We start from the raw sequence: 14,168 nt of genomic DNA on the forward strand, positions 1-14,168 counted from the left end.
ACTGATTGGTATATGACGACAGATAAGCATGAAGTCCTTCTCAGAATGAGAGCCATTGAACTCCTTGCATACTGGGAAGGTCGTTTGGTTACCAATCGTTTGATGAGCTGGTTTGGACTTAGTCGACAGCAGGCTTCTGCGGATATCAAGCGCTATAATACGCTGTATAACCCCGATGCCTTGATTCATGACCCCTCCGTCAAGGGTTATGTGCCTAAAGCCAGCTTCCAGCCTGTACTGACTACAGCGCATATCAATGAATATCTCAATATGCTCTCGGGCTTGGTCAGTGAATCGCATGCCCTGATTGCGATGCCAGAACCGAATCTTGCAGCAGTTCAATTACCTGATCGCAGTGTACGTCCTGAAGTGATTCGGGAAGTTTTGCGTGCCTGCCGAAACCAAAACACTTTAAAAATGATTTATGCCTCGATGCAGAATCCGCAGTGGCATGAACGCATCATTTCCCCACACACCCTGGTGTATACCGGTTTTCGCTGGCATGTCCGTGCCTATTGCCATCAGAGCAAGCAGTTTAAGGACTTTTTACTCTCCAGAATTGATCGCACACCTGTTGTGGTGGCGATTGAGTCAGTAGACCCTGCTCAGGATCAGCAATGGCATGAAGAAATTGTACTGACGCTGATCCCTAATCCAAAATTGAATGAAGCTCAAAAAGCGCTGGTCGAAAAAGACTTCGGCATGCCTGATGGCAGATTACAGATTCCGGTGAAAAAAGCCTTGGCTCACTACACCTTGCAGCGCTATCAGGCCGCGATCACGCTGGCTGAGGCGGAAGATGCCTTGAAATATACCTTAGTGTTACAAGGTTCAGATATCGAAAAGCTGTCGTCTTACCTGTTTGATCAAGCTTCATAGGAGATTGGCTATGTTAGAACAATTTCATTATGACAGTGACCTAATTGGTGGCTCACTGATGGTACGTGAAAGCCGGCTGATCGCGGATCTGTTATTACGAGAGGCGACTCCAGAACAATGGTATCAGGCAATTCAGGTTGACAATATTCTGCAAAAAAGAACGCCTGCTTCAGCTCAACGCAATGCCACCGCTATTCGTAAGCGTCTGGAGCGCTTGGAGCCTGATTTCTGGAAAGCACTACGTGATGGGGATGATGAGCTGGCGACCCAGGTGGCTTTTTGTGGCGCACTGGAACGCAACCTGTTGCTGCTTGAGTTTATGGAAACGGTGATGAGGGATGCCTATATCTCTCAGGCGCAATACTTGGACAGTTATATCTGGTCAGATTTTTTGGATGAACGCTCACAACGTGATCCGGATATCTGTGATTGGAAAGAGTCCAGCAAGAAAAAAATGGGGCAGGTGGTGTTTCGCATGCTGGCAGAAGCCGGTTACTTAAAAAGTACCCGTAAGCTGGAGTTGCAGCGCGTGATCGTCAGAGCAGAGCTGCGTAGCCTGTTGGAAGAACATTATAAACAACGCATTAAAAGATCTATGGAAGTGTCGGTATGGACGCGTTAGTTGTAGAGGGGCAGCAATGAGTCAAACAATACATGAGCGTCTGAACCAGATTCCAGAGCGAATTCTTTCCACTGAGTTTCTCACTGGACAAGGATTGGGCAATGAAATTGGCTTCTGGATTTTTGATTATGCACCTGAAGATGAGTTGAAGGTGCGCGAATATCTGCATTTTCTAGACGGGATGCTGGAGAAAAAACACAGTCAGCTGAAGGTGGTGAATATCAACCTGCTGCAAGCCGTGGTGGATTATCTGGCTGAGCGTAACTTCATCGATAAAGCCATTCAAATGCAAAAAGCCAAAGGCGATGAAGCGCTGCTCAAAGCCTTAAAGGGCCCACTGCATATGGATAAGTTCGCGCCCTATCTGGTGAGTAAATATGCCACCAATGCGCAAGATATTGTGTTGATGACTGGGGTAGGGTCGGTTTGGCCACTGTTACGTGCCCATCACTTATTGAATAGTTTGCATTCGTTACTGGGACATAAGCCAGTGGTGCTGTTTTATCCAGGCTATTACGACGGTCAAGCTATGAGTTTATTTGGAAAGATTCCAAGCAACAATTACTACAGAGCATTCAGATTAGTGCCTTAAACACGGCAAATAGAAATAAGAATTCGGGGGAATGGATTGAGATGAACATTAAAGAACTTTTTTACAAGCCATTAGATCGTGCGATAAACGGGGTGGTCAAGGCAGATCAGAATGACAATACCACGGTATATCAGGAACTCGATGAATACGTGGTCACCAATGAGCTGGAAAAGCATTTTCGGGACTTTTTCCAGTCTTATGGTACAGACCTAAGCGATCCTTCGATTGCCAACCGAGTCGGTGTGTGGATTTCAGGCTTCTTTGGTTCAGGTAAATCACACTTCCTGAAAACCTTGTCGTATATTCTGGCCAATAAAGTGGTACGCGATGCGGAAGGTAACGAACGCAGTGCTGCAGAATTCTTTGATGAAACTAAAATCCGCGATGCATTTATCCGTGCCGATATTGGCAAGGCCGTTAGCCATCATGCCGATGTCATCCTGTTTAACATCGACAGTAAAGCCAGTTCCAATGACGATGGCAATCCGATCCTGAATGTGTTTTTACGTGTGTTTAACGAGTATCAGGGTTTTAGTGCTGACCATCCACATATTGCCCATATGGAACGTCACCTGAGCCAGAAAGGTGTCTATGAACGCTTTAAACAGGCGTTTGAGGAATCCAGCGGCATGTCCTGGCTAGAAGAACGTGACGGCTATCAGTTCTATCAGGATGATGTCGAAACCGCAATTTCCCAAGCCCTCAACTTATCAGCAGAAGCTGCGCATAAATGGTTTGAGGATTCTGAGCAGACCTTTAGTGTTTCGGTGGAAAACTTCTGTCAGTGGGTGAAAGAATACCTGGACAGCAAAGGACCCCAGCAACGCATGTTGTTCTTGGTCGATGAAGTGGGGCAGTTTATTGGCAGCGATACCCGCTTGATGCTGACACTGCAAACCATTACTGAAAACTTGGGTACGATCTGTAAAGGCCGCGCTTGGATTATCGTCACCTCGCAGGCAGACATCGATGCTGTTTTAGGTGAGATGTCTTCTTCCAAAGCCAATGACTTCTCCAAGATTGCTGGACGTTTTAAAACCCGTTTATCACTGTCCAGTTCCAATACCGATGAAGTCATCCAGAAACGTTTATTACGTAAAACCCCGGAAGCTGAAGCACTGCTCAGATCAGTGTTTGAGCAAAAGGGCGATATCTTAAAAAACCAGATCACCTTTGACCGTTCAGGCCCAACACTCAAGAACTATGAGGGTCCAGACAGCTTTATCCATAACTATCCTTTTGCGCCGTACCATTTCCAGCTGGTGCAGAAAGTTTTTGAAGAAATCCGTAAGGTCGGTGCGACCGGTGCACACCTGGCCTATGGTGAACGGTCCATGTTGGATGCGTTCCAGATGGCCGCGAATGCGATTGCTACAGATGAAGTCGGTGCCCTGGTTCCTTTCCACCGCTTCTATACTTCAGTGGAAGGATTTCTGGATACAGCAGTGAAGCGTACCATCGACCAGGCAGGGCAAAATAAAACCCTGGATGGTTTTGATGTGCAGATGCTGCGTACCCTGTTCATGATCCGCTATGTCGATATCATCAAAGGTACGCTGGATAACCTGGTGACTTTGTCGATTGAGAAAATTGATGAAGATAAGCTGGCATTGCGCAAGCGGATTGAAGAGAGCCTGCAGCGTCTGGAAAAAGAGAGCCTGATTACGAGGAATGGCGATGAGTTCCTGTTCCTGACTAATGAAGAACGCGATATCACCCGTAAAATTAAAGCCACAGACTTAGCGGCTTCAGAAGAAAATAAAGAGTTAGCTAATCTAATCTTTAAAGATTTACTGCGCGATCAGAACAAATACCGCCATCAAGCCAACAAGATGGACTATCAGATTGGTCGTTTTCTGGATGGTCATAGCCTGGATGGCAAGTATGAGAGCGATTTGAAAGTTGAAATCATTTCTCCGCTGGATACGGAATACAACCTCTACACAGAAGCTTTCTGCATTGGTAAGAGCGCCGAGGCCGAAGGGCAGGTGCTATTTAAACTGGCAGACGATAAACAGTTCTTTAATGAACTGCGCACCTGGCTGAAAACCAATAAATTCATCCGCTTAAATGATGATGGCACTCAGTCCGATATCACCCGTATCCTGGCAGACCGTGGCCGTGAGAACCAGGAGCGAAAAAAACGCCTGCGTGCCCGGGTCGAAGAAATGTTGCTGGACGCGGAAAGTTATGCCTTGGGTCAACATTTACAACTTTCATCTTCAAGTCCAACCACCAAGCTGGATGAGGCTTGTCGTTATTTGCTGGAAAACACTTATACCAAACTGAGCTATCTGCAAGTCTATCAGCAGGATGCCTGGCGTGAACTGAACGCCGTCTTGACTGTCGATGATATGGCGCAGCTCGGATTGTCTCTGGATGGCGGGCAGAGTAATCCGAAAGCCCTACAGGAAGTAGAGCAGTACATTGCACTACGGGCCACTGGTACAGAGCGTATTCTGGTCTCAGATGTGATAGATCGTTTTGTCAAACGCCCTTATGGCTGGCCAGATACCGAGATTTTACTGTTGGTGGGTCAGCTGGCTGCGATGGGGTGGATTTCTCTGCAGTTAAATGGCGGCAGCTTACAGTTAAAAGATGCCTTTGAGCCTTTACAAAACAGCCGCCGTCGCCGTGATGTGTCGATCATTAAAAAACGCCAGACTGATGATCAGGTGTTGAAACAGGCACGCCAACTCACCCAAGACCTATTCTCGGCTATGGGACCAGCGACAGAAAAAGAGCTGTTTGAATTCTATACCCAACATTTTAAAAACTGGTTAGCCAACTTTAAGTCGTATCAGAGTAAAACTGATGTTGGGCAGTTCCCGGGCAAGAAAGTGATTGAAAAGTCGATTCTGACTTTGGAACGTCTGCTGGCCAATAGCGACAGCTTTGATTTCTTTAAGGCCGTGGTTGAGAACAAGGACGACTATCTGGATCTGGAAGAAGACTACCGTGATATTCATGAGTTCTTCAGCAATCAGATGCCAAGCTGGCAGCAACTGCAGCAGGCTCTACGTCATTTTGAGAAAAATAAACAGGCATTGGGCAGTGATGAGGTGGCAAAGAAAGCCCTCTCTGAATTACATCGTATATCCACCCTTGAATCGCCCTACGGCCTGTTAAATAAAATCGCTGATTTGGTTCGCACCGTGGAAAGTGTCAATCAACGCTTACTAACTGAAAAACGCAGTCAGGCGCTAGAGCAGCTGGATGACAAGATCAAACAGCTGGAAGCTGAAATCAAGAACAGCGGCATTGCTACAGCTGAGCTGAGTAACAAGCTACTGCGTCCGCTGCAATTGCTCAAAGCGGATATTGAAGTGGAAAGCAGCCTGTCCACCATCTATATGCTGCAAACCCAAACCGCCGTCGAGCGTTTTGATGAAGCCTTGTATGAGTTGGAAAGCGAAGTTCAGACTGAAATTCAACGTCAGGCCAAAGCGGCACAACTGGCTCAGAGCAAAGCAGAGAGTGTAACCAACACTGCAACCACCTCCAGCCCAGTTACATCAACACCTGCTGCGAGTCCGGTACAGCCTGCGACAGCCGTAGTGCCACCGAAACCTGTTGTCGAAGTCGATGTCGCCAGCATTTACAGCAAAAGCTCCAGCAGTGTCTATCTGGAAACAGAAGAATCAGTGGATCAGTTTGTAGACGCACTCAAAGCTGAATTGAAAAAAATCGTGAGTGATAAAAAGCGTGTGCGTATCCGCTAACTCGGGTTAGGGATATCGGCATCAGTCATTAATTAAAGGTTTAAAGATGAATACCAGTCATATTAAAAAATACGCACCGCAAGCACGAAATGATTTTATCGCAGCGATGCGCAAGCAAGCCGCCAAATATGGCATCACCGCAGACAGCATTTTACCGGCTGAACAGAAAGGCGACTTGCTGCTGATTGGCGATCAGGTTTTTCCGCTATCAGTCATGAAACCACGTGACAAGCTGATCAAACGCATTCAAACCAGCAGTTTTGAGCAGACGATTGATTATATCGCTTATAGTTGGTTTAACCGTCTCTGTGCCATTCGCTATATGGAATGCAAAGGCTTACTAGATCATGGTCGCCGTGTACTCAGCAGTGCAGATGGCAGTGCAGGCTTGCCGCAGATTCTGGAAGAATGTCTGGATATTGACCTACCAGGTTTAGATGCCAGTCGTGTGGCCGAACTCAAACTGGATGGCAATAAAGACGAAGAACTCTATCGTGAATTGTTACTGGCGCAGTGTCATGCGTTGAATCAGGTGATGCCACTCCTGTTTGAACAGGTGTCTGATGAATCTGAACTACTATTACCTGATAATTTGACCAAAACCGATTCTTTGATTCGTGATCTGGTCAGCAGCATTCCAGAAGAAGACTGGTCGGATGTGCAGATTATTGGCTGGCTGTATCAGTTCTATATTTCTGAAAAGAAAGACCAGGTGATTGGTAAAGTCGTCAAGAGTGAAGATATCCCTGCCGCGACACAATTATTCACTCCAAACTGGATTGTAAAATATCTGGTACAGAATAGTGTTGGTCGTTTATGGCTGATGGCACAGCCTGATAGTACGCTGGCCAGTGAATGGGAATACTATATTCAGCCAGCGGAACAAACTGATGAAGTCAATGCCCAGTTAAAACAGCTGATTAATGTCCGTATCAGTGAAGATGGCGATACCTTAAACCCTGAAAGTATTAGTGTGCTGGATCCGGCCTGTGGTTCGGGGCATATTCTGGTGGAAGCTTATGACTGCTTAAAAGCGATTTATTTAGAACGTGGTTACCGCAGTCGTGATATTCCACGTTTGATTCTGGAAAATAACCTGTACGGCATTGATATTGATACTCGTGCGGCACAGTTGGCGAGTTTTGCGCTGTTGATGAAAGCACGTGAGGATGACCGCCGTTTATTTAGCAATCCACCAAAGCTGAATATCATTGCGTTACAGGATAGTCAGCCAGAACGTTTAGATGCATTCAGTCAGGATCTGGCAAGTACTGATATTGCACAGACAGATTTAAAGGAACTGTTGGACCTATTTGAACATGCTTCAACCTTTGGTTCTTTAATTCAAATCCCTGAAGCATTTGCGAAGAAACTACCTGATTTAGAAAGCAAGCTGAATAAAGCATTAGAATCAGGCGATATTTTTTCGCAGCAGTCAGCCCAAGAACTGTTACCTTTAGTAAAGCAAGCCAAGTTATTGGCCAAACAATATGATGCCGTGATCGCTAACCCGCCATATATGGGGGGGAATGGTATGAATATAGTACTTAAAGACTTTACCAAAAAGAAATTTCCAGACAGCAAGTCAGACCTATTTGCCATGTTTATTGAGCGTGGCTTTGTATGGAGTAAGGACAGTGGCTTTAACAGTATGGTGACCATGCAAAGCTGGATGTTTCTATCTTCTTATCAAGCGATGCGTGAAAAAGTCCTTGCAGATAGAACTATTCAAACAATGGCGCATTTGGGTGCAAGAGCATTTCCTGAAATCACAGGTGAAGTAGTACAGACAACCGCTTTTGTGATGCAAGGTAAACATCTAAACGGATTTAAACCAGTATTTTTCCGTCTTGTAGATACTGAGCAGGATCAAAAAGAGATTGAATTAAAATCAGGGCTAAATCGCTTTGATTCGACTGTTCAAGATGATTTTAAAAAAATACCGGGTAGCCCTTTGGCTTATTGGGTAAATAATAATTTCATTGATATCTTTTCAACATGCAATAAATTATTAGAGAATTATCCGAACATTTCAAAAGGAATCTTTACAGGTGATAACAACCGTTTTTTAAGGTTTTGGTTTGAAGTTTCTAATAATGTATTAGGTTGGAAAAAATACTCTAAAGGTGGCAAAAGAAGAAAGTGGTACGGAAATACAGAGCATGTCTTAAATTGGAAAGATAACGGTAATGAGTTGAAATCCTTTTCAGGTTCTGGTTTAGGTGCTAGTAAGTACTATGGTAGAGAACATTTAACATGGTCCGGCCTTACTGGTGGAGATATTTCATTCAGATATGAGAAAGCAGATATATGGTTTGATGATGTTTCACCGTCTATTATTTTAGATGAAAAAAATAATTATCTACTAGGTTTACTTAATTCTAAACCTATTCAATATATTTTAGATATGCTTAATCCAACACTTCATTATCAAATAGGTGATATTAAGAAAATCCCATATATAGAACGTGATAAGGAGATGGTTACTAAATTAGCTGATGAATTGGTGGGTTATGCTAAAGTTGATTGGGATTCCTACGAAACATCATGGGACTTTACTCAAAACCCAGTTATCCGTACGGGGCAGCCAAACTTAGAACTAGCCTTTAACACATGGCAACAGCAAAATGCTGATGCCGTCGCTGAAATGAAACGTCTGGAAGAAGAAAACAACAAACTGTTTATTGATGCTTATGGTTTACAGGATGAACTCACACCAGAGGTTCCTGATGAACAGATCACTTTAACTCGTGCCGACCGTGAAAAAGACAGCCAGCGTTTAGTCTCTTATGCTATTGGTTGCATGATGGGACGTTATAGCTTGGACGAACCAGGTCTGATCTATGCCCATGCAGGCAATCAAGACTTTGGTGCCAGCCGTTATCAAAAATTCCCAGCCGATGCTGACGGTATTATTCCATTGACCGAAATGCACTGGTTTGAAGATGATGCTACACATCGTATTCGAGAGTTCTTAACTGCGGTTTGGGGTAAAGACACGCTGGATGCCAATATGCAGTGGCTTGCAGAAAGCTTGGATAAAAAAGCCAACGAAACTGCTGAAGATACGATTCGCCGTTACCTAGCGAGTAAGTTCTATAAAGACCACATGCAAACCTATAAAAAGCGCCCGATTTACTGGTTATTTAGCAGTGGTAAACAGGGGGCTTTCCAGGCGTTGGTGTACTTGCACCGCTATAACGAAAGCACCTTGGCACGTATGCGTACCGAATATGTCATGCCACTGATTTCAAAAATGGCGGCTATGGTTAATTCTTTGCAAAGTGAAATCGAAAACAGTGATTCAGCTGCTGAAATCAAACGCAAAGAGAAAGAGCTACAAAACTTGCATAAGCAACAGGCTGAGCTGAGTACTTTTGAAGAAAAACTACGTCATTATGCCGATCAGCGTATTGCACTGGATCTGGATGATGGGGTGAAAGTGAACTATGGTAGGTTTGGGGACTTGTTGGCTGAAGTTAAAGCAGTGACGGGGGAGAAATAATGAATAGCTTTTCTTCCACACTAGATCATGCAGAGGTGGTTGCATGAACTTAAGTCAACTTCAACAAGGCCTGGAACAAGCCTTTTATACTGAACAGCATCGAATTGTCTTTTGGTACGATGCAGAACAGTCATTTACTGAAGAAATCAAAGCCCTAGAGCTAAATGATGTCCAGATTCTGAATATGGCAGAAGAATCCAGCCTTGCGATTAAGCTTAAACTGGAACTTGAGGATCAGCAGGGCAAATACTTGCTGTATTTTCCAAGTCCTGAGCCTGAAACTGAAAAAGACTGGTTACTGGACATCAAGCTCTATTCACGCATCTTCTATGCCGATCGTTTCTCGATTATTTTCAATGAGCTGGGTTTACAGCAGCAGAGTCTAAGAGAACATCTGGCCAAACGTGAAGAATTCCTTAAAGCCAAAGCCCGTCTGAGCACCTTAAAACGTTATATCCAGCCTGATGCAGATGCACAGGATCTAGATATGGCCATGATTGCAGCTGTGGTCAAGGCTGACAGTGCCGAACTCATGCATATCGTTCTGGCGCTAGCAGATGAAATGGTACAGCAGAATCTGGATCTGGAAGTCAATCCAGACTCCTTTGCTGAGCTGGAAAAATTCCAACTGGTGCCAGCTTTGGTCACCGCATTACAGGCGGAAATTGGTTATCCAGCATCGGTTGAAGAATTGAATGGGGAAGTACCATTCAAGCTCGGTACGTTCTTTATCCGTTTGATGACTACAGGTTTCTGTGAAAGCTTGGGCGATATACCGCTATGGGCTCAAGAACTGGTAATGTCTTCTGTCAGCTCCCGTGCAACAGCCAGAGCCTTTTTGTCGCGCTGGAGAGACAGTTCCAAATACTACCCAACCTTCGATACACTCTCCCAGACCGTGGCAAATGCACTGCGGATCCAGGAGAAGGTCGGGGCCTTTGATCTGGAGCAGCTGCTGGATGTCATGACTTTTGAAGTGATTGAACAAAAGATCATTGTCGATCTGGCCAGCCAGATCCCTGCAGCAACCAAAGCTGAACTGGAACATTTCAGAACGATTATTTCTACCCGTCTGGATGGCTATTGGGCTTCCAAACATAAGGATGATGCAACACGCCGTAAATACCGTACCGTCTATACAGCGTTGCAGGCAGCGATTGAGCTGTTCAGTCTGCGACTACAGTTTGATGCCGGTTTCTATTTCGACTCCAGCGAAGCCTTGTATAAAGCCTATGAACAGGAGCTGTATCGCTTTGATATGGCCTATCGTCATTACAGTGCAGCTTCTCAACGCGCTCATGTCGATATCCTGAAAAAACTCGATGAAGAAGTCGAAAATTGCTATTCCTACTGGTTTATTGACCACTTGGCACGCAACTGGGGCGAGCGTGTAGAAGCTGAGCAACGCTTGAATGTTTGGAAAATGACGGATATCCCAAATCAGCAGAATTTCTATGATACCCATGTCAGACCCTTGCTGAATTCTGCAACGAAACGCCGTATTGTGGTGATCATCAGTGATGCTTTTCGCTATGAAGCTGCGGTAGAGCTGCGTGATCGTATCAATGAAAAGCGATATTCTGAAGCGACATTGTCTTCACAGCTGGGCGTTGTCCCAAGTTACACCACACTTGGCATGGCCTCGTTGTTGCCGCATCAGACTTTGGAGTACAAAGAGGCCGCAGGTGATGATGTTTTAGTAGATGGGCAGTCCAGCAAAGGGACTGCAGCACGATCCAAAATTCTGGCTGCCTATAATGGATTGGCGGTTACCGCTGAAACGGTAAAAGGTTGGTCGCGTGATGAAGGCCGTGAAGCACTTAAAGACCATGATTTGATTTACGTTTATCACAACGTGATTGATGCACGCGGTGACAGTGCCTCGACAGAATCAGAAACCTTTATGGCGGTGGAACATGCCATTGAAGAGCTGACTGAACTTAGCCGCAAAATCTTGATGCATTTCAATATTTCTACCCTGTTGATCACAGCCGACCATGGCTTCTTGTTCCAGCAAAGTAAACTGGAATCTGCTGATCGTTCAAGCTTGACTGAAAAACCTGCCAATACATTGAAAAGCAAAAAACGCTATGTGATTGGGCATGGTTTACCAGAGAGCAAGGAAGCATGGAAAGGCTCAACCCAAGCTACGGCAGGCACACGATCTGCGACTGATTTCTGGATTCCAAAAGGGGCGAACCGCTTCCATTTTGTAGGAGGCTCACGTTTCGTGCATGGTGGCATCATGCCTCAGGAAATCGTAGTGCCTGTACTAACGGTAAAACAGCTGCGTGGTGAAAAGGCTGGACAACGAACCAAGCGTAAAGTTGAGGTTATTTCTACCAAATCCACGCTGAAGATGGTCAATAACATCCAGAAGTTTGATTTGATGCAAACTGAAGCTGTCAGTGAGCTGGTCATGCCAGTGACTTTATCCATTGCCATTTATGATGGGGATCTCAAAGTTTCCAGTGAAGAAACTCTGACCTTTGATAGCAGTACCGACTCTGTTGCAGAACGGGTAAAACAGGTCAGGCTGTCATTGTCCGGTACTGATTTTGACCGTAAGAAAGATTACTTCCTGGTACTGAAGGACAAAGACCTGAATATCGAGATGCAACGCTATAAGGTCACCATTGATTTGGCATTTACCGATGACTTCTTCTAATAACGAATTAACGATAGAGCGTAGCCTACATGGAATCTGCTAACGATAAAGAACTGGATCAGCTGCTGAATGAACACTTTGCTGGGCGGGTGGTACGTAAGGATCTAACCAAACTGATCAAAGAAGGGGCCAATGTCCCGGTCTATGTACTCGAATACCTGCTAGGGATGTACTGTGCTTCGGATGATCCAGAGATCATTGAACAGGGACTACGTAACGTAAAGACCGTACTGGCTGAGAACTACGTCCGACCGGATGAAGCCGAGAAGGTGAAATCCCTGGTCCGTGAACGGGGCAGTTATAAGGTCATTGATCGGGTGACTGTAAAGCTGAATGAGCGTAAAGACAAATACGAAGCATCATTTAGTAATCTGGGCATCAAAGATGCCGAAATCTCGGCAGGCATCGTCAAAGAGTATGAAAAATTACTTGTTGGTGGTATCTGGGTCATTGCTACGCTCAGTTACTATTTTGAAGAAGGACAAACCAATTCTCCATTTGGGGTGAGTTTACTCAAGCCGATTCAAATGCCGAATATGAATATGGATGAACTTTTCAGTGGCAGAGCAGCATTAAGCACTGATCAGTGGCGCGAGAGTTTAATCCGTTCGATCGGCATGGAACCGGCTTCGTTAAAAGAGGACGTGCAATGGCACCTATTAGCGCGTATGGTTCCGTTCGTTGAAAATAACTATAACGTCTGTGAACTTGGACCACGCGGTACCGGGAAAAGCCATATTTACAAAGAGTGTTCACCGAATAGTATTCTAGTTTCAGGTGGGCAAACCACTGTCGCCAATCTGTTCTATAACATGAGTAGCCGCCGTATTGGTCTGGTGGGGTTGTGGGATGTGGTGGCCTTTGATGAAGTTGCCGGTATTTCCTTTAAGGACAAAGATGGCGTTCAGATCATGAAAGACTACATGGCCTCAGGATCTTTTGCCCGTGGTCGTGAACAGATGGAAGCCTCTGCTTCGATGGTTTTTGTGGGTAATATTAACCAAAGTGTTGAATCCTTGGTGAAGACTAGCCACTTATTGGCTCCTTTTCCTGAAGCAATGATCGATTCAGCATTCTTTGATCGCTTTCATGCCTATATCCCGGGTTGGGAAATTCCAAAAATGCGTCCGGAATTCTTTACTAACCGTTATGGTCTAATCGTTGATTATCTGGCTGAATTCTTCCGGGAAATGCGTAAGCGTAGTTTTGCGGATGCCATTGAGAAGTACTTCAAGCTAGGGAATAACCTGAATCAGCGCGATGTGATTGCCGTTCGCAAGACGGTTTCTGGATTGATGAAGCTGCTCTACCCACATGGTCAATTTAACAAAGAAGATGTACGGCAATGCCTGGAATATGCACTGCAGGTGCGCCGTCGGGTCAAAGAACAGCTGAAGAAAATTGGTGGTATGGAATTCTATGATGTTCATTTCAGCTACATTGATAATGAGACGCTCGAAGAACATTTTGTATCAGTCAAAGAGCAGGGTGGTGGCGGACTGATTCCCGAAGGTCCAGCCAAGCCAGGTTTCTTATATACCATCGGGCTCAGTAATAAAGGCATGCCGGGGTTATACCGGTTAGAACTTCAAGTGACCAAAGGTTCAGGAAAATTGGCGACATCAGGCTTATGGAATTCAAGCAGTGCCAAGGAGCAGGTCAAGATCGCATTTGACTACTTCAAGGCCAATGCATCCAGAATATCGGGTGGCAGTAAGGTGTTGGAACATGACTTCCACTTACATGTGGTTGAATTACAGAATACCGGACCGCTCAGCCATCTTGCCTTACCAAGTTTAGTGGCTTTCGCTTCTGGCCTGTTAGGACGATCGGTACAGAGTCAGATGGTGGTACTGGGTGATATGAGCTTGGGTGGCTCTGTGACTCCGGTGGAAAGTATTGCCGAATGTCTGCAAGTTGCTTTTGATGCTGGTGCCAAGAAGGTTGCTTTGCCAATGAGTAGTGCGGCAGATATCCCAACGATTCCTGTGGAACTGTTTACCAAGTTCCAGACCAGCTTTTATGCAGATCCGGTGGATGCTGTGTTTAAGGGGCTAGGGGTGGATTAATTTCATATCTGTCTGGAAGAGTTACAGTAGATTGTTTTAAATTCAGTTTCTCAAGTTAAACACCATGTTGTAAAAGCATAATACTGCCTCTTTTAAAGAGCTAGTATTTTA

7 protein-coding genes are annotated in these 14,168 nt (G+C 45.1%); all 7 read left to right on the plus strand.

All coding sequences use genetic code 11. From position 1 onward, the window contains the following. The first annotated feature begins 12 nt into the window (after window positions 1–12). Genes CDG55_RS00850 through brxL form a run of 7 tightly spaced genes read left to right on the plus strand, consistent with a single transcriptional unit; the run spans window position 13 to window position 14,057 of the window. A complete protein-coding gene (locus tag CDG55_RS00850) occupies window positions 13–879 on the plus strand; it encodes a WYL domain-containing protein (RefSeq protein WP_087537457.1) in 867 nt (288 codons plus the stop codon). 10 nt (window positions 880–889) lie between these two features. Then, on the plus strand, window positions 890–1,501 hold the full coding sequence (locus CDG55_RS00855; RefSeq protein ID WP_087537458.1) for a DUF1819 family protein: 612 nt from the start codon (window positions 890–892) through the stop codon (window positions 1,499–1,501). A gap of 16 nt (window positions 1,502–1,517) precedes the next feature. Continuing rightward, entirely contained in the window at window positions 1,518–2,093 is a 576-nt protein-coding gene (locus CDG55_RS00860; protein ID WP_002010699.1) for a DUF1788 domain-containing protein, read from the plus strand. 41 nt (window positions 2,094–2,134) lie between these two features. Further along, complete coding sequence (gene brxC / locus CDG55_RS00865; RefSeq protein ID WP_087537459.1) at window positions 2,135–5,815, plus strand: BREX system P-loop protein BrxC; 3,681 nt, start codon at window positions 2,135–2,137, stop codon at window positions 5,813–5,815. Window positions 5,816–5,861: 46 nt separating this feature from the next. Next, entirely contained in the window at window positions 5,862–9,320 is a 3,459-nt protein-coding gene (gene pglX / locus CDG55_RS00870; protein ID WP_087537460.1) for a BREX-1 system adenine-specific DNA-methyltransferase PglX, read from the plus strand. A gap of 43 nt (window positions 9,321–9,363) precedes the next feature. Then, window positions 9,364–11,988: a BREX-1 system phosphatase PglZ type A gene (gene pglZ / locus CDG55_RS00875; protein WP_087537461.1), complete on the plus strand. Its 2,625-nt coding sequence runs from the start codon at window positions 9,364–9,366 to the stop codon at window positions 11,986–11,988. 29 nt (window positions 11,989–12,017) lie between these two features. Then, window positions 12,018–14,057: a protease Lon-related BREX system protein BrxL gene (brxL, locus tag CDG55_RS00880; RefSeq protein ID WP_087537462.1), complete on the plus strand. Its 2,040-nt coding sequence runs from the start codon at window positions 12,018–12,020 to the stop codon at window positions 14,055–14,057. Window positions 14,058–14,168 lie beyond the last annotated feature (111 nt).

It is taken from the genome of Acinetobacter sp. WCHA45, from assembly GCF_002165255.2.
GTDB lineage: Bacteria > Pseudomonadota > Gammaproteobacteria > Pseudomonadales > Moraxellaceae > Acinetobacter.